General features: G+C 66.7%; 21 protein-coding genes. 15 read left to right on the forward strand and 6 right to left on the reverse strand.

Annotation, left to right across the window (positions count from 1 at the left end):
- The first annotated feature begins 12 nt into the window (after positions 1-12).
- Both ACWV14_RS15650 and ACWV14_RS15655 read left to right on the forward strand, forming a co-directional pair.
- Positions 13-945: a family 2A encapsulin nanocompartment shell protein gene (locus tag ACWV14_RS15650; RefSeq protein WP_106934382.1), complete on the forward strand. Its 933-nt coding sequence runs from the start codon at positions 13-15 to the stop codon at positions 943-945.
- A 66-nt stretch (positions 946-1,011) separates the two neighbouring features.
- Positions 1,012-2,847, forward strand: a complete 1,836-nt coding sequence (locus ACWV14_RS15655) for a family 2A encapsulin nanocompartment cargo protein cysteine desulfurase (RefSeq protein WP_454909634.1) — start codon at positions 1,012-1,014, stop codon at positions 2,845-2,847.
- Here ACWV14_RS15655 and ACWV14_RS15660 read toward each other — a convergent pair.
- On the reverse strand, positions 2,844-3,821 hold the full coding sequence (locus ACWV14_RS15660) for an alpha/beta hydrolase family protein (RefSeq protein ID WP_454909393.1): 978 nt from the start codon (positions 3,819-3,821) through the stop codon (positions 2,844-2,846). The two genes, ACWV14_RS15655 and ACWV14_RS15660, sit on opposite strands and share 4 nt — an antisense overlap.
- A 117-nt stretch (positions 3,822-3,938) precedes the next feature.
- On the opposite strand from ACWV14_RS15660, the gene ACWV14_RS15665 reads away from it, so the two are divergent.
- Positions 3,939-5,297, forward strand: a complete 1,359-nt coding sequence (locus tag ACWV14_RS15665; RefSeq protein ID WP_454909394.1) for an NAD(P)/FAD-dependent oxidoreductase — start codon at positions 3,939-3,941, stop codon at positions 5,295-5,297.
- Here ACWV14_RS15665 and ACWV14_RS15670 read toward each other — a convergent pair.
- On the reverse strand, positions 5,284-5,955 hold the full coding sequence (locus tag ACWV14_RS15670) for an Asp/Glu/hydantoin racemase (RefSeq protein WP_454909395.1): 672 nt from the start codon (positions 5,953-5,955) through the stop codon (positions 5,284-5,286). The two genes, ACWV14_RS15665 and ACWV14_RS15670, sit on opposite strands and share 14 nt — an antisense overlap.
- A 4-nt stretch (positions 5,956-5,959) precedes the next feature.
- Positions 5,960-6,892, reverse strand: coding sequence for a 2-dehydropantoate 2-reductase (panE, locus tag ACWV14_RS15675; protein ID WP_454909396.1), 933 nt, complete (start codon positions 6,890-6,892; stop codon positions 5,960-5,962).
- Between the two features lie 207 nt (positions 6,893-7,099).
- On the opposite strand from panE, the gene ACWV14_RS15680 reads away from it, so the two are divergent.
- Entirely contained in the window at positions 7,100-7,654 is a 555-nt protein-coding gene (locus ACWV14_RS15680; RefSeq protein WP_454909397.1) for an NADPH-dependent FMN reductase, read from the forward strand.
- Positions 7,655-7,718: 64 nt separating this feature from the next.
- Here ACWV14_RS15680 and ACWV14_RS15685 read toward each other — a convergent pair whose 3' ends face one another.
- Positions 7,719-8,366 carry an FMN-dependent NADH-azoreductase gene (locus ACWV14_RS15685; RefSeq protein WP_454909398.1) on the reverse strand — a complete coding sequence of 216 codons (648 nt, stop codon included), beginning with the start codon at positions 8,364-8,366 and terminating at the stop codon, positions 7,719-7,721.
- Between the two features lie 134 nt (positions 8,367-8,500).
- Here ACWV14_RS15685 and ACWV14_RS15690 point away from each other — a divergent pair, with 134 nt between their 5' ends.
- The 11 genes from ACWV14_RS15690 (at position 8,501) to ACWV14_RS15740 (ending at position 20,029) form a co-directional block, all read left to right on the forward strand.
- Complete coding sequence (locus tag ACWV14_RS15690) at positions 8,501-9,415, forward strand: LysR family transcriptional regulator (protein WP_454909399.1); 915 nt, start codon at positions 8,501-8,503, stop codon at positions 9,413-9,415.
- A gap of 127 nt (positions 9,416-9,542) precedes the next feature.
- The gene (locus ACWV14_RS15695; protein ID WP_454909400.1) at positions 9,543-10,184 is read left to right on the forward strand and encodes a peroxiredoxin; all 642 of its coding nucleotides are present in this window, start codon (positions 9,543-9,545) and stop codon (positions 10,182-10,184) included.
- A gap of 139 nt (positions 10,185-10,323) precedes the next feature.
- The gene (locus ACWV14_RS15700) at positions 10,324-10,899 is read left to right on the forward strand and encodes an RBBP9/YdeN family alpha/beta hydrolase (protein ID WP_422086559.1); all 576 of its coding nucleotides are present in this window, start codon (positions 10,324-10,326) and stop codon (positions 10,897-10,899) included.
- On the forward strand, positions 10,896-11,912 hold the full coding sequence (locus ACWV14_RS15705) for a sulfate ABC transporter substrate-binding protein (protein ID WP_454909401.1): 1,017 nt from the start codon (positions 10,896-10,898) through the stop codon (positions 11,910-11,912). The genes ACWV14_RS15700 and ACWV14_RS15705 overlap by 4 nt, the downstream gene beginning before the upstream one ends.
- Positions 11,913-12,800: a sulfate ABC transporter permease subunit CysT gene (gene cysT / locus ACWV14_RS15710; RefSeq protein WP_081269400.1), complete on the forward strand. Its 888-nt coding sequence runs from the start codon at positions 11,913-11,915 to the stop codon at positions 12,798-12,800.
- 1 nt (position 12,801) lies between these two features.
- Positions 12,802-13,704, forward strand: coding sequence for a sulfate ABC transporter permease subunit CysW (gene cysW, locus ACWV14_RS15715; protein ID WP_422086562.1), 903 nt, complete (start codon positions 12,802-12,804; stop codon positions 13,702-13,704).
- Between the two features lie 19 nt (positions 13,705-13,723).
- Positions 13,724-14,821, forward strand: a complete 1,098-nt coding sequence (locus ACWV14_RS15720) for a sulfate/molybdate ABC transporter ATP-binding protein (RefSeq protein WP_081269401.1) — start codon at positions 13,724-13,726, stop codon at positions 14,819-14,821.
- Positions 14,818-15,321 (forward strand): disulfide bond formation protein B, encoded by a 504-nt coding sequence (locus tag ACWV14_RS15725; protein ID WP_454909402.1) that lies wholly within the window; start codon positions 14,818-14,820, stop codon positions 15,319-15,321. The genes ACWV14_RS15720 and ACWV14_RS15725 overlap by 4 nt, the downstream gene beginning before the upstream one ends.
- Before the next feature lie 157 nt (positions 15,322-15,478).
- Positions 15,479-16,633, forward strand: coding sequence for a macrolide transporter subunit MacA (gene macA / locus ACWV14_RS15730; RefSeq protein WP_422086564.1), 1,155 nt, complete (start codon positions 15,479-15,481; stop codon positions 16,631-16,633).
- Positions 16,630-18,630, forward strand: a complete 2,001-nt coding sequence (macB, locus tag ACWV14_RS15735) for a macrolide ABC transporter ATP-binding protein/permease MacB (RefSeq protein WP_454909403.1) — start codon at positions 16,630-16,632, stop codon at positions 18,628-18,630. The genes macA and macB overlap by 4 nt, the downstream gene beginning before the upstream one ends.
- Positions 18,623-20,029 carry an efflux transporter outer membrane subunit gene (locus ACWV14_RS15740; RefSeq protein WP_454909404.1) on the forward strand — a complete coding sequence of 469 codons (1,407 nt, stop codon included), beginning with the start codon at positions 18,623-18,625 and terminating at the stop codon, positions 20,027-20,029. The genes macB and ACWV14_RS15740 overlap by 8 nt, the downstream gene beginning before the upstream one ends.
- Before the next feature lie 9 nt (positions 20,030-20,038).
- Here the strand turns inward: ACWV14_RS15740 and ACWV14_RS15745 are convergent, their stop codons facing one another.
- Together ACWV14_RS15745 and ACWV14_RS15750 are read right to left on the reverse strand one after the other, a co-directional pair.
- Complete coding sequence (locus tag ACWV14_RS15745; RefSeq protein WP_081269406.1) at positions 20,039-20,731, reverse strand: P-loop NTPase family protein; 693 nt, start codon at positions 20,729-20,731, stop codon at positions 20,039-20,041.
- 84 nt (positions 20,732-20,815) lie between these two features.
- Positions 20,816-21,574: a hypothetical protein gene (locus ACWV14_RS15750; RefSeq protein ID WP_454909405.1), complete on the reverse strand. Its 759-nt coding sequence runs from the start codon at positions 21,572-21,574 to the stop codon at positions 20,816-20,818.
- Between the last annotated feature and the right edge of the window lie 68 nt (positions 21,575-21,642).

A 21,642-nucleotide genomic window follows, 5' to 3' on the forward strand; every position in this document is an offset into this window, starting at 1 on the left:
GAGCCCTGATCCATGAGCGCAACAGTTGGTGGTACGACCGCCCTTGGCGACAACGCCGCAAGACAGCTAGCCAATGCCACCAAGACAGTTCCCCAACTCGAGACCATCAGCCCGCGCTGGCTGACGCACCTGCTGCAATGGGTGCCGGTGGAGGCGGGCATCTACCGCGTCAACAAGGTCAAGAACCCCGAATCCATCAAGGTCACCTGCACCTCGCGCGAAGAAGAAAACCAGCTGCCGCGCACCTTCGTGGACTACGAAGAGAACCCGCGCGAGCACTACCTCAATGCCGTGAGCACCGTGCTCGACGTGCACACCCGCATCTCCGACCTCTACAGCAGCCCGCACGACCAGATCAAGGAGCAGCTGCGCCTGACGATCGAGACGATCAAGGAGAACCAGGAGAGCGAGCTCATCAACAACCCCGACTACGGCCTGCTGGCCCAGGTGACGGAAGAGCAGCGCATCTTCCCGCTGACCGGCGCACCAACGCCTGATGACCTCGACGAGCTGCTGACCAAGGTGTGGAAGGAGCCCGCCTTCTTCCTCACGCACCCGCTGGCCATTGCCGCCTTCGGCCGCGAAGCCACGCGCCGCGGCACGCCGCCGCCGACGGTGAGCCTGTTCGGTTCGCAGTTCATCACCTGGCGCGGCATTCCGCTGATTCCTTCGAACAAGGTGCCTGTGGCCGACGGCAAGAGCAAGATCCTGCTGCTGCGCGTGGGCGACAAGCGCCAGGGCGTGGTGGGCCTCTTTCAGCCGGGGCTGTCGGGCGAGCAGGGTCCGGGCCTGTCGGTGCGCTTCATGGGCATCAACAACCATGCGATCGCGTCTTACCTGATCTCTCTGTACTGCTCGCTCGCGGTGCTGACCACCGACGCGCTGGCGGTGCTCGACGACGTCGAGATCGGCAAGTACCACGACTATCCCGACACCTACAAGTAAGCCGCTGTGAGCAGCACTCCATCGATTCCGGGCGAGGCGCCGTTCGACCCGGCCATCCTCGCGCGCATGGCGAGCGCCATGTTCTCCGAGGTGCCGGGCGCGCAGTTTCCCGCCAACATCGCGCCGCCGGGTTCGCCGCTGGTGAGCCCCGCGGGCTTCGGGCCGAGCGTGCCGGGCACGCCGATTCCGCAGGGGCAGATTCCGGGCGCCAACCTGGTGCCGGCATCGCCCACGCAGCTGCCTTCGCTCGCCAACCGAGCGCCAGCTTTGCTGCCGCATGCCACGGCGGGGAATGGCGTGCCGGACAGCGTGCTGTCGGTGGCGCCGGCGTTCGAGCCGCGCTCGGGCGGTGCGCTGCTTGGCGTGCCGCAGCAGGTGAGTGCGCCCCTGGCGCCGCAGGCTGCAGCGTCGCCGTTCTACTTCGTGGGCAACAGTTACGGGCATCCGTCGGCGGGGGCCACGCAGGGCATTGCGATTCACGATCCGTTCGCTGGCCTTGAACTGCCGCAAGCGGCTGCGCCGGTTTCGCCGCCGAGCCCGTCGATTGCACCCGCCGGCCGCGACGCACAGTTCTATTTCGTCGATGCGGTGCGCCTGCCCAACGGCTTCGTCACGCCGGCCAAGCCCGATCCGCGCGGCCCCGACGCCGTGCCGCTGGCCGGCAGCGGCCAGCATCCGCCGTTCGACGTCCATGCCGTGCGGCGCGATTTTCCGATCCTGCAGGAGCGGGTGAACGGCAAGCAACTCGTGTGGTTCGACAACGCGGCCACCACGCACAAGCCGCAGTCGGTCATCGACCGCATCGCGTACTTCTACGAGCACGAGAACTCGAATATCCACCGCGCGGCGCATGAGCTGGCTGCGCGCGCAACCGACGCCTACGAGGGCGCGCGCGAACGCGTTCGCCAGTTCATCAACGCGCCGGAAGTGGAGGAGGTGATCTTCGTGCGCGGCACCACCGAGGCCATCAACCTCGTGGCCAAGAGCTGGGGCGGGCAGCACGTGGGCGAGGGCGACGAGATCATCGTGTCGAACCTCGAGCATCACGCCAACATCGTGCCGTGGCAGCAGCTTGCCGCCGCCAAGGGCGCGAAGCTGCGCGTGATTCCGGTGGACGATTCGGGCCAGGTGCTGCTCGACGAATACCGCAAGCTGCTCAACGACCGCACGAAGATCGTGGCCGTCACGCAGGTCTCCAATGCGCTGGGCACCGTGGTGCCGGTGAAGGAGATCGTCGAGCTGGCACACCGCGCGGGCGCCAGGGCGCTGGTCGACGGTGCGCAGTCGGTCTCGCACATGCGTGTGGACGTGCAGGACATCGGTGCCGATTTCTTCGTGTTCTCCGGCCACAAGGTTTTCGGTCCGACCGGCATCGGCGTGGTCTGGGGCAAGCGCGAAGTGCTCGAAGACATGCCCCCGTGGCAGGGCGGCGGCAACATGATTGCCGACGTGACCTTCGAGAAGACCGTGTTCCAGCCGATCCCCAACAAGTTCGAGGCCGGCACCGGCAACATTGCCGACGCCGTGGGGCTGGGCGCGGCGATCGACTACGTCAACAAGGTCGGCATCGAGAACATCGCGCGCTACGAGCATGACCTGCTGGTTTACGGCATGGTGCAGCTCGGCGCGATTCCCGGCGTGCGGCTGATCGGCACGGCGGCCGACAAGGCCAGCGTGATGTCCTTCGTGCTCGACGGCTACACCACCGAAGAAGTGGGGCATGCGCTGAACGACGAGGGCATTGCGGTGCGCACCGGCCACCACTGCGCGCAGCCGATCCTGCGGCGCTTCGGTGTCGAGACGACGGTGCGGCCTTCGCTGGCGTTCTACAACACCTTCGACGAGGTCGACCGGCTGGTGGCTGTGGTGCGGCGGCTGGCGGGGCAGCGGCGCGCGGGTTAGGGCAAGGGCTTCGGCGCGAGGTAACGCTTGAAAAAGCCGACCACCTGGGCGTCGAAGTCCGCGTGGAACGCAACGCGGTCGAAGCCGGGCGCGTCGGTGCAGATCTCCGGCGCGCTTTTCGCCAATGCAGGAGAGCAGGGCGCCAGGAACGCGAAGTGCCCGGCGTTGGCCGCCAGATGCCACTCCGGGGGAATAGGCAGGTCGCGCAGCAGCTCTTCCACGTGGTGCGGCAGCACGCCGTCGCCACCATAGGCGGAACCCCACAGCTGGATCGGTACCGTCACGTCCTTCAGCCCCTTGGCGTCGAAGGCGCTCAGCGGATCGACGATGACTGCTGCCTTGATGCGCGGGTCGCGCCGAGGCAGTGGCGGCATTTCGTTGCGGCGGATCTCGCCGCACAGCGGAACCTTCGATTCGGGCGGGCAGAGGTCTTCGCGCAATTTGTAGTTCGGAACGGCGCCGATCGCGGCGAGCCCGGTGTAGCCACCGCGTGAGAAGCCGAAGAAGCCGATCCGCTCGGGGTCGAGCTTTGCGCGACCTGGCCAGGCGGTCACCATGTAGTCGACCAGCCGCTTCATGTCCTCCGGCCGTGTCGCGAAGGCCGACAGGTAGCCCTGCCGGCTCAGGTCGCGGAAGTTGTCGCCGGGGTGGCTGATGGCCGCGACGACAAAACCCGCGTCGGCCAGCGCGGCGTCGGTGTCGTGGTGCCCCAGAAATGATCCGCCGGTGCCGTGCGAGACCACGACCAGCGGCAGGGCCGCTCCGGCCACGGGGCAGTTCCTGGCGCCGGCAATGACCAGCGTGTCGAGCGTGATCGTGGCTGCCGGGCCATCGCAGGGCGACCACACGGCGCCTTGGAGGGCCGGCCCGTCCTTGTCGGCCGGCACGTCGATGAAGCTGAACCCCGCGGCGTGCGCAAGGGTGGCAGACAGGCACAGCGTGCCTGCCAGGGAAAGAAGGCGTGGAAGGTTCATGGCCCGAGTCTGCCGCCGGCGCTTGGGCGCCGCTTAGCCGACTTTGCGCTCTTTGCCCGGTTAACGAATGGCGCGCTATGCTTGGAGATTGTTAACACTCGTGATGCTTGCCACCGCATGTCCCTGCCTCAAGCTTCTTCCCCCACGCCTTCGACCGCCGACGAATCCTGTGACGTGATGGTTGTCGGCGGTGGCCCCGCCGGCTCGACCATTGCGGCATTGCTGGCCCAGCAGGGCCGCAAGGTGGTGTTGCTCGAGAAAGCGCATCACCCGCGCTTTCACATCGGCGAATCGCTGTTGCCCGGGAATGTCGAGCTGTTCGAGAAGCTCGGCGTGCGCGACCAGGTCGACAAGATCGGCATGCCCAAGTTCGGCATCGAGTTCGTCTCGCCCGAGCACGAGCACCGCAGCTACGTCGAATTTGCCGAGGGCTGGGACAAGTCGCTCGACTCCGCCTGGCAGGTGCGCCGGTCCGAACTCGACGAGCTGCTGTTCCGCAACGCGGCAACGCGCGGTGCGCAGACGATCGAAGGCTGCAAGGTGCGCGACGTGGCGTTCGATGCAGACGGCGCCACTGTCAGGGCCGAGATGGACGACGGCGCGAAGCGCAGCTGGCGAGCGCGCTTCGTGGTCGACGCCACCGGGCGCGACACCCTGCTGGCCAACAAATTCCGCTGCAAGGAAAAGAACCCCGACCACAACAGCACGGCCGTGTTCGGCCACTTCACCAACGCCGAGCGGCTCGAAGGCAAGAAGGAAGGCAACATCAGCATCTGCTGGTTCCCGCACGGCTGGTTCTGGTTCATTCCGCTGGCCGACGGCACCACCAGCGTGGGCGCGGTGTGCTGGCCGTATTACCTGAAGACGCGCGACAAGCCGCTGAAGGACTTCTTCTACGACACCATCGCGCTGTGCCCGGTGCTGCAAGACCGGCTTCAGGGCGCCACGCTGGTCGACGACGCGGTGCATGCCACGGGCAATTTCTCTTACACCAGCACGCACGCCACCGGCGACCGCTACCTGATGCTGGGAGATGCCTTCACCTTCATCGACCCGATGTTCTCGTCCGGCGTGTACCTGGCCATGCACAGCGCCTTCGATGGCGCGAAGCTGGTGGCCACCGCTCTCGACCAGCCGGCGGAGTTGTCGGCGGCGCGCCAGGGCTTCGAGGCCATGATGCGCAAGGGGCCGCGCGAGTATTCGTGGTTCATCTACCGCGTGACCAACCCGACCATCCGCGACATGTTCATGCATCCCGGCAACCCGTTCCGGGTGAAGGAGGCGCTGATGTCGCTGCTGGCCGGCGACATCTACAACGGTACGCCGATGTGGAACGCGCTGCGCATGTTCAAGGTGCTGTATTACGGTATTTCGATTGCGAACTTCCGCCGCACCTGGGCAGGCTGGAAGCGCCACCGCTTCAACACCCGCGACATGGGGATGTTGAAGGGCGAGACAATTCTCAAGTCGGACTAGCTGCTGCGGCAGCTACCGCAGCGACGTGCGCCACGCCCAGCGCAGGGCTGCTGAGCACATCGATGCCAAGATCCGCAAGCAGCGCGGTGGCGGGTGCCATCGAGGCCTGGGCCAGCACCACCACGTCGGCCGAGCCGGCCGCCTTGCGAATGGCGGCGGCCAGCGTTTCGGCATAGCGGGCGATGTCGCCGGCTTCGAAATGCGGCCATGCGCCGGCGATGAGCAATTGCCCGGGCTCTACCCGCACGCCCGCATCCGAGGCTGCTGACAACACCAGGTCCACGGTCGGTGCGAGCGTGCTCTGAAGCGCGGCGGCCACCAGCACGCGCGGGCCGGTGCGCACTGCGCGGTCGGCCATGGCGCGGTCGATGCGCAGGGCCTTGAATCGGCCGTGCGTCGGCGTGTGTTCGGCGATGCCGCCGATGGTCGAGCAGGTGCAGGCCACGACGTTGGCACCGCCTGAAGCCGCCTCCTGCATGGCGGCGTGAACGCGAGCCACCAGCGCCGCGTCGGAAACACCGACGACGCGTGCATCGGCGAGCAGGTCGTCGCGCACCACATGGCGTGCCGGCAGGCCCGGCGCGGCTTCGCCGAGCAGCCGCTCGAAGGTTGGCACATGGGCCTGCGCCGTGTGCAGGAAGGCGATGGCGTGTTGCACCGCGTCAGCCCGCCGTGCGGGCGCGCTGGGCTTCGTAGGCCTTGAGGTGGACGTACGCCGTGCGCAGCACCGAAGGCGTTGCCGCATGGCCCGGCGCCGCTCGGCTCAGCAGGTCGCCGACGATATGGTCGGCCTCCACCTGCGCGCCGCGCACGATGTCCTTGTACATCGATGCCGTCATCGGCGAGCCAGCTGCGGTCATGATGGCCCGGCCGCGCTGCACGGCTGCCGGGCGCGGCGCGAAGCCGTTGTGTTCGGCGATGGCGCAGCATTCGCCGAAGATCGACAGCGCCACGTCTTCACCGCCGGCCGCCATGATGTCGCCGATGGACGCGCGCATCAGGCTGGTGAGGCCCGCCGCCGATGCGATGAACACCCACTTCTCCCACATGTCCTGCGAGATGGTCTCGCTGGCGTTGCCGTCGAACTTTGCGCCGGCGAACTGCGCCGCGATGGCGTCGACGCGGGCCGAGCGACCACCGGCGCGCTCGCCGTAGCTCAGGCCGTGCGTGTCGTTGAGGTGCAGCACGCGGCCTTCGTCATCCAGAGTGGCGGAGATCATGCACAGGCCGCCCAGCACCCGGTCTTCGCCGAAGCGCGCGACCAGGCTGTCGATGTGCTTCATGCCGTTGAGCAGCGGAAGAATCACGGTGTTCGGGCCGACCGCGGGGGCGAACGAGTCCATCGTCGATTCGAGGTCGTAGGCCTTGCTGCCGGCAATGACCACGTCGTAGGGCCCGTCGATGCCATCCGCCAGTACATGCCTGGGCGCTGGAAGCTGCAGGTTGCCGAACGTGCTCTGCACCACCAGCCCGGTCTTCGCGAGCTGCGCCGCGCGGCGCGGTCGCAGCAGGAAGGTGACGTCGCGTCCTGCCTCCAGCAGACGACCGCCGAAGTACCCACCGAGTGCGCCGGCACCCACCACCAGAAATCTCATCGCGTGTCGCTCCTGAATCAGTCGAACCAAAAAGATCGACGGCGATGATGCCCGGGATTGCGGCGGGCTGCTTCAGGCCGGTGATTTCTCCGGCAGTCTTCAGGAGTCGGCGCGGCGCGATGGGCTTTTTAAGATAGGGTCATGGAGGGTTCGCATAATCGCGTCGGTCATTCCGACTCTGACTCTTCCATTCAAGGAGTTCCATTCATGGCACAGATCCGCATCGCCGTTCTCGTCGGCAGCCTTCGCAAAGATTCGTACAACCAGAAGCTGGCCCTCGCGCTGGCGCATCTCGCCCCGGCCGAGCTCACCTTCGAGCATCTGCGCATCGACGACCTGCCGGCCTATAACCAGGACGACGACGGCAATCAGGCCGCCTCGGTGAAGCGTCTGAAGACCGAGATTGCAGCGGCCCAGGGCCTGCTGTTCGTCACACCCGAATACAACCGCTCGATTCCCGGCGTGCTGAAGAACGCCATCGACCATGCGTCGCGCCCCTACGGCCAGAGCGCCTGGGCCGGCAAGCCCGCGGGCGTGGTCGGCGTGTCGGTCGGCGCCATCGGCACCGCGCTGGCGCAGCAGCACCTGCGCAACATCCTGGCCTACCTCGACGTGCCGACGCTGGGCGCGCCCGAAGTGTTCCTGCAGGCCAAGGACGACCTGTTCGACGACAAGGGCCACATCGGCAACGAAGGCACGAAGAAGTTCCTGCAGGGCTGGATGGACAAGTACGTGGCCTGGGTCAAGACCCACTCGGCCTGAGCGCAGCGCGCGCCAACGAAAAAGCCGCCCGTGAAGGCGGCTTTTTTCATGGCGCGGGGCCGGGTCAGGCGACTTGCGCCACGTCCTTCTGGTTGGCGGCTTCGCCGGTTGCCACCAGGATGTCGGCGCGGGCCGAAGCCAGCGCGGTGGCCCTGGCGTCGTCGCCCATGGCCACGCCTTCGGCGCGCACGATGCGCACGTCCGTGATGCCGAAGAAGCCGAAGACTGCCTTCAGGTAGCTCTCCTGGTGTTCCATGGCCTGGCCGCCTTCGCTGGTCGAATAGATGCCGCCGCGCGAAGAGGCCACGATGATGGTCTTGCCGCCGGCCAGGCCGACGGGGCCCTTCTCGGTGTACTTGAAGGTGCGGCCGACTTGCCCCAGGCGGTCGATCCAGGCCTTGAGTTGCGTCGGGATCGAGAAGTTATAGAAGGGCGTGCCGATGACGACCACGTCCGCGGCCAGGAACTGGCTCACGAGCTTTTCGGACAGATCGTTTTCACGCTGTTGCGCTTCGGTCGGCTGGGCCTGCACACCGATCTTGATGCCGAGCGAGTCGGCGCTGAAGTGCGCGGGAGCGTCGACGGCCAGGTCGAGGTATTCGACGGTGGTGTCGGGGTGGGCGGCGCGCCAGGCGGCCACGGTTTCAGCCGAGAGCAGGCGCGAGGTGGAGTTGGCGGCGAGGATGCTGGAGTCGATGTGGAGCAGCTTCATGATCAGTCAATCACTTTCTTGGGGGTGTCGGCACTCAAGTTGGCCGGCAATGTGAGAATTCTATTTTTGGATGTAGTGGCTGATAAGTAGCCGAAAATAGCCTAGTTCGTTCTGTTTGCAGGACAATGAGCCTCATGCAAGACCTCAACGACATGGTTTTCTTCGCCGAAGTGGCCGAGCGAGGCGGCTTTGCCGCTGCCAGCCGGGCGCTCGGCATTCCCAAGTCGCGCCTGTCGCGCCGCGTGGCCGACCTGGAAGAGCGGCTGGGCGTGCAGCTGATGCAGCGCAGCACGCGGCGGCTGTCGCTCACGCCCGCCGGCGAGATCTATCTGCGCCACGCCTCCGCCATGCGCGACGCGGCGCAGGCCGCCGCCGAGGCGGTTGCGCAGGTGCAGACCGAGCCCAGCGGCCTGGTGCGGCTGAGCTGCCCCGTGACCATCGCCCACAGCGGGCTCGCGCAGCTGATGCCGGTCTTCATGGCGCGCTACCCGGCGGTGCGAATCGACATGCGCGTGATCAACCGGCCGGTCGACCTGATCGAGGAGGGCATCGACATCGCGCTGCGCGTGCGCCCCGTCATCGAGGACAGCACCGTGCTGGTGGCCAAGACCTTCGGCTACAGCCGGGGCGTTCTGATCGCCAGCCCTGAACTATTGGCGCTCCACGGCCCGATAAACACGCCGGCCGACCTGGTGAAGCTGCCGACCGCGGCCATGTCGGTCAACGGGGAAGGGCGCAGCGACTGGCGCCTGGAAGGCCCGAACGGCCAGAGCTGGGTGCATTCGCATGTGCCGCGCTATGTGGCGGACGACCTTGCGACACTGCAGTTCGGCGCACTGGGCGGCGTCGGCGCGACCATGCTCCCTGACTACATGTGCCGGGCCGATGTCGACGCTGGCCGGCTGGTGCGGGTGCTGCCGGACTGGGGGCCGTCGCCGGTGGTGGCGCACATGGTGTTTCCGGCGCGGCGGGCGCTGGTGCCCGCGGTGCGGCGGCTGATCGACTTCCTGACGGAGCATCTGCAGAGCGTCGATATGCGGATGTTCTGAGCCCAAACCAAAGGGTAAAGGGGTGGTCGTTATGCGAAAAACGTCATATCCAAACAAGCAGATATTCGTTTGGCATTGAAGCGATGGTTCGCACAATCCGAGGCTTCCATCCAATCCAGGAGCGATCATGGCAACTCTGCGACTCGGCGACACCGCCCCCAATTTCACCCAGGACTCCAGCGAAGGCCCCATCGACTTCTATCAGTGGGCGGGCGATTCCTGGGTCGTGTTCTTCTCGCACCCTGCCGACTTCACGCCGGTGTGCACCACCGAACTCGGCAAGACGGCGGCGCTGTCGGGCGAGTTCGCCAAGCGCGGCGTCAAGCCCATCGCACTGAGCGTCGACCCGGCAACCAAGCACAAGGAATGGATCGGCGACATCAACGAGACGCAGAACACCACGGTCAACTTTCCCATCATCGCGGACGCCGACCGCAAGGTGGCCGACCTGTACGACCTGATCCACCCGAACGCCTCCGCCACGGCCACCGTTCGCAGCGTGTTCATCATCGATCCGAAGAAGATCATCCGCACGACCATCACCTACCCGGCGTCGACCGGCCGCAATTTCGACGAGATCCTGCGCGTGATCGACTCGCTGCAGCTCACCGACAGCCACAAGGTGGCCACGCCCGTGAACTGGAAGGACGGCGACGACGTGGTCATCGTGCCGAGCATCCAGGACCCGGCCGAACTCGCCAAGCGCTTTCCCAAGGGCTTCAAGGCCGTCAAGCCTTACCTGCGCATCACGCCGCAGCCCAACAAGTAAGCAAGCGAGAGCCGACCGTGAAAGCTTCGACCCTCCTTCCAGGAACACCGCGGAACCGGCTTTGCCGGGCCGCTGGTGTTGCCCCCGGCGAGGGGGGTGGAGAAGCGACACGAAGTGCGCGAAGCCTGGGGGAGTGCTCATGAATACTCGTGTTGTCATCGTGCCCGGCTGGCGCGACTCCGGGCCCGGCCACTGGCAGAGCCTGTGGGAAGAGCGCATTCCGGGCGCGGCGCGGGTGGTGCAGGACGACTGGGCATCGCCCAAGCGCGACGCCTGGGTGCCGGCGCTCGCCAAGCTGGTGCTCGAGCAGCCCGGCCCGGTGGTGATCGCCGCGCACAGCCTCGGCTGCATCGCCACGGCGCACCTGCCGCCAGAGGCTGCGGCCCGCATCCAGGGGGCGCTGCTGGTGGCTCCGGCCGACCCGGAGCGCCGCGCCGTGCTGTCCGACTTCGCGCCCGTGCCGTATGCGGCGCTGCCGTACCGCAGCATCGTGGTGGCCAGCAGCAATGACCCTTTTTGCCCGATCCGCCTGGCTGGTGCATATTCGCGCGCCTGGGGAAGCGAGTTCGTCCGCATGCAGAATGCGGGCCACATCAACATCGACTCGGGACACGGGGACTGGCCGCTGGGCCTCGCCTTGCTCCAGTCCTTGACCGACGAGCCCGCCGCCTGGTCGGCGGGCCGTGAATTTTCAGAAACTTTGGCAATCACATGACTTCCAGAATAAAGACCTTCGTCGCCGTGCTCGCGCTGGCGTCCTCCGCACTCGCCGGCGGCAACGCCTTCGCCCAGGGCACGTCGCTGCTGAACGCCTCGTACGACGTGGCCCGCGAGTTCTACAAGGACTACAACGCGGCCTTCGTGGCGCACTACAAGAAGGCCACCGGCAAGGACGTCAAGATCGACCAGTCGCACGGCGGCTCCAGCGCGCAGGCCCGCGCGGTGGCCGACGGCCTGGATGCCGACGTGGTGACCATGAACACCTCGACCGATATCGACTTCCTGGCCAACGCCGGCGTGGTCGCCAAGGACTGGACCAAGAAATTCCCCGAAAACGCATCGCCGACCACGTCGACCATGCTGTTCCTGGTGCGCAACGGCAATCCCAAGGGCATCAAGGACTGGGACGACCTGGTCAAGCCGGGTGTGCAGGTCGTGATCGTCAACCCCAAGACCGGCGGCAACGGCCGCTACGCCTACCTGGCAGCCTGGGGCTACATCAAGAAGAAGGGCGGCACCGACGCCCAGGCCGCCGAGTTCGTCGGCAAGCTGTTCAAGAACGTGCCGGTGCTGGCGCGCGGCGGCCGCGATGCGACCACCGCCTTCCTGCAACGCAACATCGGCGACGCGCTGATCACCTTCGAATCGGAAGTGGTGTCGATCGACCGCGAGTTCGGTACCGGCAAGGTCGATTCGGTCTATCCGTCGATCAGCATCGTGGCCGAGAACCCGGTGGCCGTGGTCGAGCGCACCGTCAACAAGAAGGGCACCGGCGAACTCGCCAAGGCCTACCTCGACTGGCTCTACTCAGAAGAAGCACAGGAAATCGCCGCCAAGCATGCGCTGCGTCCGCGCTCGCAAACCGTGCTCAAGAAGTACGCCTCGACCTTCAAGCCCCTGCAGCTGTTCACGGTGCAAGAGCTGTTCGGCAGCCTGGGTGAAGCGCAGAAGGTGCACTTCAACGACGGCGGCCAGTTCGACAAGTTGTATACCCCTGGCGCAAAGTAAATGAGCGGCGCTGTTCCTTCGGCGCTCCCGTCCGCGGGAGCGCCTTTTTCGCGTGCCAACCGGGCAGGGGGCGCCAAGCGCGTGCTGCCGGGTTTCCACATCACGCTCGGCTTCTCGATCCTGTATCTGAGCCTGATCGTGCTGATCCCGCTGTCGGCGCTGGTCTTCAAGACCTTCACTCTTACCTGGGACCAGTTCTGGGTGGCCGTGACCGCTCCGCGCGTGATGGCCTCGTACCGGCTGACCTTCGGCGCCTCGCTGTTCGCTGCCATCGTGAATGCGGTGTTCGGCCTGCTGGTGGCCTGGGTGCTGGTGCGCTACAAGTTTCCGGGCAAGCGCATCGTCGATGCGCTGGTCGACCTGCCGTTCGCATTGCCGACGGCGGTGGCAGGCATCTCGCTGACTGCGCTGCTCGCGGGCAACGGCTGGGTCGGGCAACTGCTGGAGCCGCACGGCATCAAGCTGGCGTTCACGCCGGCGGGCATCGTGATTGCGCTGATCTTCATCGGGCTGCCCTTCGTGGTGCGCACGGTGCAGCCGGTGCTCGAAGACGCCGAGAAAGAACTGGAAGAAGCCGCTACCTCGCTCGGCGCGACGCGGCTGCAGACCTTCACCAAGGTGATCTTCCCGTCGATCGCGCCGGCGCTGCTCACGGGGTTTGCGATGGCCTTCGCACGCGCCATCGGCGAATACGGCTCGGTGATCTTCATCGCCGGCAACATGCCGATGATCTCGGAGATCACGCCGCTCATCATCATCGGCAAGCTGGAGCAGTACGACTACGCGGGCGCCACGGCGGTCGCGCTGGTGATGCTCGTTATTTCCTTCGTGCTGCTGCTGGTCATCAACGGCCTGCAAGCCTGGCAGCGTCGCAGGGCTGGAGCCTGACATGAGCGCACCTTCCAAAGTCATTCGCCGCGCGCAGGCCGGCACTACCGAATCCGCCTGGGTGCGCTGGACGCTGATCGGCATTGCGCTCGGGTTCATGTTCCTGTTCCTCGTGCTGCCGCTGGCGGCCGTGGCGACCGAGGCGCTGCGCAAGGGCCTCAATGCCTACCTGGAAGCGCTGAAGGAGCCCGACGCCTGGAGCGCCATCCGCCTCACGCTGATCACGGCCGCCATCGCGGTGCCGATGAACCTCGTGTTCGGCGTGGCCGCTGCCTGGGCCGTGGCCAAGTTCGAGTTCCGCGGCAAGGCTTTTCTCACCACGCTGATCGACCTGCCGTTCGCGGTGTCGCCGGTGGTGGCGGGCCTGATCTACGTGCTGGTGTTCGGTGCCCAGGGCTGGCTGGGTCCGTGGCTGTCGGAGCACGACATCAAGATCATCTTTGCCGTGCCCGGCATCGTGCTGGCCACCGTGTTCGTGACCTTTCCGTTCATCGCGCGCGAACTCATTCCGCTGATGCAGGCGCAGGGCACCGACGAGGAGCAGGCCGCCATCGTGCTCGGCGCGACCGGCTGGCAGACCTTCTGGCGCGTGACGCTGCCCAACATCAAGTGGGGCCTGCTGTATGGCGTGATCCTGTGCAACGCGCGCGCCATGGGCGAGTTCGGCGCGGTGTCAGTGGTGTCTGGCCACATTCGGGGCCAGACCAACACCATGCCGCTGCACGTGGAAGTGCTCTACAACGAATACCAGTCGGTGGCCGCGTTCGCCGTGGCCTCGCTGCTGGCCATCCTGGCGCTGGTCACGCTGGTGATCAAGTCGGTCATCGAATGGCGCCACGAGCGCGAGATGAAAGCCATTGCCGAGCTGCCCCCGGAACGGCCCCCTGAAACCACGGCGGCCTGAGCCTGAGAGAGAAGAAATCATGAGCATCGAAATCCGCAACATCAGCAAGCAGTTCGGCGACTTCCGCGCGCTGCGCGACGTGAACCTCGACGTCGAATCGGGCGAACTGGTCGCGCTGCTCGGCCCCTCCGGCTGCGGCAAGACCACGCTGCTGCGCATCATCGCGGGGCTGGAGACGGCCGACACCGGCAGCATCCTCTTTTCGGGCGAGGACACCACCGACGTGCACGTGCGCGAACGGCAGGTGGGCTTCGTGTTCCAGCACTACGCGCTGTTCCGCCACATGACCGTGTTCGAGAACGTGGCCTTCGGCCTGCGCGTGAAGCCGCGCAAGGAGCGTCCGAGCGACGCGCAGATCAAGGCCAAGGTGACCGACCTGCTCAAGCTGGTGCAGCTCGACTGGCTGGCCGACCGCTATCCGTCGCAGCTCTCGGGCGGCCAGCGCCAGCGTATTGCGCTGGCCCGCGCGCTGGCCGTGGAGCCCAAGGTGCTGCTGCTCGACGAGCCCTTCGGCGCACTCGACGCCAAGGTGCGCAAGGAGCTGCGCCGCTGGCTGCGCCGGCTGCACGACGAGCTGCACGTCACCTCGATCTTCGTCACGCACGACCAGGAAGAAGCGCTCGAAGTGGCCGACCGCGTGGTGGTCATCAACAAGGGGCAGATCGAGCAGGTCGGCTCGCCGCAGGAAGTGTGGGACCAGCCGGCCAGCCCGTTCGTCTACGGCTTCCTGGGCGACGTGAACCTGTTCCATGGCCGGGCCGACAACGGCGCGGTGCAGCTCGACGGCATGCGCCTGGACTCGCCCGAGCACAGCGGCGCGCGCGACGCCAAGGCCCGTGCCTATGTGCGTCCGCATGACATCGATGTGACACGCTATGTGGCCGGCGCCTCCGGCATCGTCGCCACGCTGGCGCGCGCCATCGTCGTCGGACCCATCGCGCGGCTGGAACTTGAGCCCACCGAATCGAATCCAGATAATCCGGGCTCCGGAACCATCATCGAAGCGCAACTCCCTGCGCAACAGTTCCGTGACCTGGGCTTGAAGGAAGGCGACACCGTCGTCGCCAACCCGCGCAAGGCCAGGGTGTTCGTAGAAGAAGATTGGGTATCTCCTTGATCGATTGGTACTTCGGCGCGCCGCGCCGCGCGTATGGGCTGATCTGCCTGGCCTGCGTTCTCATGCTGGCCTTCGGGCTCTATCTGCAGCACGTGGTGGGGCTCGAGCCATGTCCCATGTGCATCGTGCAGCGGTACGCGCTGGTGCTGGTGGCGCTCTTCACCGGCCTGGCCGGGGTGTTCCGCAATGTCGGCCTGCGCTTCGTGGGTGGCCTGCTCGCGCTGGTGGCTGCAATCGGCGGCGCCTACACGGCAGCCTCGCAAAGCTGGCTGCAGTGGTATCCGCCCGAAGTCGTGTCCTGCGGTCGCGACCTCTACGGGATGATCGAAACCTTCCCGCTGAAGCGAGCGCTGCCGATGATCTTCCGCGGCGGCGGCGACTGCTCGAAGATCGACTGGTCGCTGTTCGGCCTGACGCTGGCGAACTGGTCGTTCATTGCGTTCACGGTTCTCTCGCTGCTGCTGATCGTGCTGCTGGTGCGCTCGCGCCGCGCACGCTGAGATCCATCGCATCGGGCGCAATGCCCCGATGCGGCCCCGGCTTTAGGGGCTCTTCAGGAACCGCAGCTAGGATGCAGCCGCAGCCTCCTCCGGTGCCCATCACGCGGTCATCCTGGCCCGCGCGGGCCGGCGGAGCGTTTCACTTCATCCTCATTGCATGCAAAACACTCCCAAGCGGCGCTCGCGCAAGCTCGTCTACGGCATCGTTGCCCTTGTGGTCCTGGGCCTGCTGTCTCTGTTCTGGCTCAGTCCGCCCAAGAAGCCCGAGTACCTCACCGCCGCGGTGCAGCGCACCGACCTCGAGAACGCGGTGCTCGCCACCGGCGTGCTGCAGGCGCTGAAGCAGGTGGAAGTGGGCGCGCAGGTCAGCGGCCAGCTCAAGTCGCTGAAGGTGGTGTTGGGGCAGACGGTGAAGAAGGGCGACTGGCTCGCCGAAATCGACCCCGTCATCTCGCAGAACACGCTGGCGCAGGAGCAGGCCAAGCTCGACAACCTGCAGGCGCAGAAGCTGGCGAAAGAGGTGCGCATCAGGCAGGCCCAGCTCAGCTGGGCGCGCCAGCAGGAAATGCTCGCCCAGGACGCCGCCGCCAGGCAGGACATGGAAAGCGCCGACGCCGAGCTGCGCGCGCTGCGTGCCGACGGCGTGTCGCTCGACGCGCAGATCCGCCAGCAGCGGCTGGCGCTGGCCTCGGCGCAGACCAACCTTTCATACACGCGCATCGTCGCGCCCATCGACGGCGACGTGGTGTCCATCAGCACGCTCGAAGGCCAGACCGTGGTGGCCTCGTTCCAGGTGCCCACGCTGATGAAGCTGGCCGACCTGTCGACCATGACGGTCAAGGCCCAGGTGTCCGAAGCCGACGTGGTGCGCGTGAAGGCGGGCCAGCCGGTGTACTTCACCATCCTGGGCGACCCCGACAAGCGCTATTACGGCACGCTGCGCGCCGTGCAGCCGTCGCCCGAGAAGATCAACAACGCCGTGTTCTTCAACGCGCTGTTCGACGTGCCCAACCCCGACCGCACGCTGCGCGTCGACATGACGGCACAGGTCGCGATCATGCTGGGCGAGGCAAAACAGGCGCTGGTGGTGCCCCTGACGGCGCTCGGCGCGCGCGACAAGGACGGCCGCCAGGAAGTGCGCGTGCTGAAGGCCGACCAGAGCGTCGAAAAGCGCATGGTGCGCGTGGGCATCAGCAACAACTTCCAGGCGCAGGTGCTGGAAGGCCTGAAAGAGGGCGACAACGTCATCACCGGCGACGCATCGGCCGTGGCCGACAAGCCCGACGGCGGCCCCCGGGGCAAGTCTCAATGACGCAGCAGGCCGAACAGCCGCTGCTGAGCCTGCGCGGCATCGGCCGCAGCTTTCCTTCGGGCGAGCAGGAAGTGCAGGTGCTGAAGGACGTCGACCTGGACATCGGCAGCGGGGAAATGCTGGCCATCGTCGGCGCCTCGGGCTCGGGCAAGTCGACGCTGATGAACATCCTGGGCTGCCTCGACCGGCCGAGCACGGGTACCTACATGGTGTCCGGCAAGGACGTGGGCACGCTCGACAGCGACGCGCTGGCCGAGCTGCGGCGCGAGCACTTCGGCTTCATCTTCCAGCGCTACCACCTGATGCAGCACCTGACGGCCGCCGGCAACGTCGAGGTGCCCGCGGTGTACGCCGGCACCGACGGCGAGGCACGCGACACCCGCGCGCGCCAGCTGCTGGCGCGGCTGGGGCTGGGCGACCGCACCGAGCACCGGCCGAGCCAGCTCTCGGGCGGACAGCAGCAGCGCGTGAGCATCGCGCGCGCGCTCATGAACGGCGGTCAGGTGATCCTGGCAGACGAGCCTACCGGTGCGCTCGACAGCAAGAGCGGGCAAGAGGTGATCGCCATCCTGCGCGAGCTGCATGCGCAGGGCCACACCGTCATCATCGTGACGCACGACATGCAGGTGGCGAGCTGCACCGAACGCATCATCGAGATCGCCGACGGCGTGATCGTGCGCGACCGGCCGAACGTGCCCACGGTCGCGGCGCCCGAACAGCCGGCGCAGGCCGATGCCTCCGCGTTACCAGGTGGCGCGATGGCCCGGCCGAAGCTCGGCATCGCGCGATTCAGCACCGGATGGGCGCGCTTCGCCGAAGCCTTCCGCATGGCCTGGCGCTCGATGATGGCGCACCGCATGCGAACGGCGCTGACCATGCTGGGCATCATCATCGGCATCACTTCGGTGGTGTCGATCGTGGCCATCGGGGAGGGCGCCAAGCGCTTCGTGCTGTCGGACATCAGGGCCATCGGCACCAACACGCTCGACGTGTACCCGGGCCACGATTTCGGCGACGACAAGGCCTCGAGCATCCGAACGCTGACGCCGTCCGACCTCGACGCGCTGGCGGCGCAGCCCTACGTGCACAGCGTGACGCCTTCCACCTCGCGCAGCCTGCGGCTTCGCTACCGCAGCGTGGACATCAACGGCATGGTGAACGGCGTCAGCGACAGCTTCTTCCGCGTGCGCGACATCCAGATGGCGAGCGGCGCGGCCTTCACGGCCAGCGACGTGCGGCACCAGTCGCAGGTGGTGGTGATCGACCAGAACACGCGGCGCAAGCTGTTTCCCGAGGGCACCGATCCGCTGGGCAAGATCATCCTGGTGGGCAACCTGCCGTGCACGGTGATCGGCGTGTCGCAGGAGAAGAAGAACATGTTCGGCGAGAACAAGTCCCTCAACATCTGGCTGCCCTACAGCACGGGTGCAAGCCGGATCTTCGGGCAGCAGCACTTCGACAGCATCACCGTGCGCATCCGCGACGACCAGCCGACCAAGGCCGCGGAGGACAGCATCGTCAAGCTGCTCACCATGCGCCACGGCAGCAAGGATTTCTTCACCTTCAACATGGACAGCATCGTGAAGACGGCCGAGCGCACGAGCCAGTCGCTCACGCTGCTTCTGTCGCTCATTGCCGTGATCTCGCTGGTGGTGGGCGGCATCGGCGTGATGAACATCATGCTGGTGTCGGTCACCGAGCGCACCCGCGAGATCGGCATCCGCATGGCCGTGGGCGCGCGCCAGAGCGACGTGCTGCAGCAGTTCCTGACCGAGGCGGTGCTGGTGTGCCTGGTGGGTGGCCTGATCGGCGTGACGCTGTCTTACGGCATCAGCTTTCTGTTTTCGCTTTTCGTCAAGCAATGGCAAATGATCTTTTCGATGGGGGCTGTGGTGTCGGCGTTTCTGTGTGCCTCGCTGATCGGCGTGCTGTTCGGCTACCTGCCGGCGCGCAACGCCGCGCGGCTGGACCCGATAGAGGCGCTGGCTCGTGAGTAGCGCGCGTTCTTTTCATCGGTGCACCGTGGCAACAGCCGTGGCATTGGCGCTCGGCGGATGCACCCTGTTCCAGCCCGAGGCACGCGAGCAGCGGCCGTTGAGCGTGCCGTCGGCTTGGCTGCAGCAGCCAACGTCGGCCGCTGCGTCGAATGCCGCCGCGATGCCGTCCGAGCGATGGTGGACCGCCTTCCGAGATCCGCACCTGGATACGCTGATCGACAACGCGCTGCGCACCAACAACGACCTGGCCGCGGCGGGCATCCGCGTGCGGCGCGCGCAATTGCAGGCCGGTCTTGCAAACACCAACCTCACGCCAAGCGTGGCGGGCCAGGTCAACACGAGCCGCGGCTATGACCTCAAGCGCGGCGGCGTGGCGGGCTCGACCTCCAGTTCGCTGGTAACGCTGAGCTACGAGCTCGATCTGTGGGGGCGCCTCGCGGCACTGCGCAGCGCTGCCGACTGGGAGTTGAAGGCTACCGTGGCCGACCGCCAGGCCGCTGCGCTCGCGCTGGTCGGCACGACGGCGGGGCTTTACTGGCAGACCGGCTACCTGAACCAGCGCATCGCCCTGAGCGAGACCGGCATCGAGGACGGTCGGCGCATTCTGGCGCTGGTGCGCACCAAGTACGCGGCAGGCGCGGTGTCTGGGCTGGACGTGGCGCAGGCCGGCCAGAACCTTGCGACGCAGGAAGCGGCGCACACGCAGTTGCTGCAGCAGCGTGTCGAGGCGCGCAATGCGCTCGCGATCCTGTTCGACCTGCCGCCGGAGCCGCTGGCGGGCGAGCCTGTGCGGCTGCCGGATACCGACCTGCCAGTCATCGATGCCGGCGTGCCGGCCAGCCTGCTGGGCCGGCGGCCCGATCTGCGTGCCGCGGAACTGCGCTTGCGCGGCGCGCTGGCGAATGTCGACGCGACGCGCACCGGCTTCTATCCCACGCTGAGCTTGACGGGCTCGCTCGGCACTTCGAGCACGGCGCTGGGCGATCTGCTGAAGAACCCGGTGGCCACCCTGGGTGCCGGGCTGGCGCTGCCGTTCCTGCAATGGAACACCGCGCGGCTGACGGTCGGTGTGTCGCAGACGCAGTATGAGGAGGCGGTGGTGGGCTTCAGGCAGTCGCTCTACACGGCGCTGTCCGAGGTCGAGAACGCGCTGTCGTCGCGAACGCAGCTGCGTGATGAAAGCGTCAAGCTGATGCTGGCCTTGCAGGAAGCTCAGCGTGCGGAGAACCTGTCAGAGGTGCGGTACAGGGCTGGAGCGACCGCGCTGCAGCCGGTTCTGGATGCCAAGGACCGGCGCCGCACCGCCGAGGTATCGCTCGCGCTGAACCGCTTGAACCAGTTCAACGCGACGATGACGCTCTACAAGGCCCTGGGGGGCGGGGCGGTGGTCGCGCCCTAGCGCGCCGACTCAGAGCGGCAGCGTATCGAAGGCCGCGTAGACCGTGGCCAGCCACGACTTCACGCGTTGCCGCTCCAGCAGGCCCAGCGCATGCGGCCCTTCACGGTCGTTCACGGCCTTCCAGAAGCTGGTGTTCTGCGCATCGATCTTGCGCATGCTCGCTTCGTGCAGGCGGGGCAGCGCGATCACGCGCGCGCCGTTGGCCGTGGCCTTGGAGAGCGACTGCGAGGCAAGCAGCATCCCGAAGTCGCTGCCGCGCCCGTAGTTCTGCACCACGATGTAGTTGGGCCGGTTGCCGAAGGTGTCGATCAGGCTGCCAAGCAGGTCGGTCGAGTCCTTGCCGTCGTCGAGCACGTGCCAGAAGTTGACCGTGACGCCGATTTCGGCGAACACGTCGAACAGGTCCGACTCCTTGATCCAGCGCGACAGCGGCGCCAGCGTCTGCGCCGCGAGGTCGACGATCACGCTTTGCTGCGGATTGGTCTCGAAGCCGTTCACCACGGTATCCAGGCCCTCGAAGCTGTCGACCACCACTGGCGACGCGAAGCCTTCGTAGAAGCGGGTGAACGAGCTGTGCGAGCGGTCGGTGTCGAAGCCGGTGAAAGGCCGGCTGTGGTCGATGAAGTACTGCGCAAGCACGCGTGCCGTGACCGACTTGCCGACACCGCCTTTTTCGCCGCCGATGAAATTGATGGAGCTCATGTACTGCTGCTGCCTCTGAAGGGTTGAGGGGGTAAGGGCGATTTCATTCTAGGGGCCTCGCCTTGCGGTTCCGCGTCTGCCGGCCTACTTGGGCACGAGCGTGAAGAAGGGCATGACCACGCCCATGATCCAGTTCTGGCCGAAGTCGAGCGCGGCCCGGCGGTATTTCTCGTCGGCCTGCGCGGCCAGCAGGTCGAGCCGGGCCACCACCTTCGACAGCTCGCGGTCGGCCACGAGGTTGCGGCCGCGCTCGCTGATCTCGGTGGCCAGCAGCAGCGGCTGGCCGTCGGGGCCGGTCTTGGAGGAGATCAGCCAGAGCGAGATCTCGAAGTTGCGCGCGGCCCGGAAGCTGTTTTCGGCGTTGACGCCGTCGATCATGGTCTGGTCCCAGGTGTCGCCGTTGGCCTGCTTGAGCATGGTTGCCCAGCCGTACACCAGTGCCGCCACGCGGTCGCCCTGGTAGCCCTGCGGCCCGGTGTCGAAGGCCATGCGGATCGCGTCGATGCCTGTGGCGCCCTTCAGTTCGGGCAGGGGCGGGCCCTTGAGCACGGCGTCCCAGGCGCGCTGGGTGGCTTCTTCCATGCTGGGGGCCGATTTGCGCCATTCGCGCGGGTTGCGCTTGTAGAGGGTGGACTGCACCCGCCGTACCGACTGGAGGTTGTCGCGCAGCGACAGGTTGGCAATGCGGTTGGCGCCGGACTGCATCCATTCCTGGTTGGCGTAGGGTTCGGCGCGCTCGGTGGAACGGACCGACGAGCAGCCCGCCACGCCGAACAGGATGGCTGTGCCCGCCAGCAGGCAGGCGCCTCGCGCCGCGAGGGTTGAAACCGGGGAATCGCTCATGCCCTGACGTTATCATCCACGGCTGGGGCGGCGGCCTGCTGCAAGCTGCAGGCCCGTGCAATTTTCCT

It is taken from the genome of Variovorax durovernensis, from assembly GCF_977011995.1.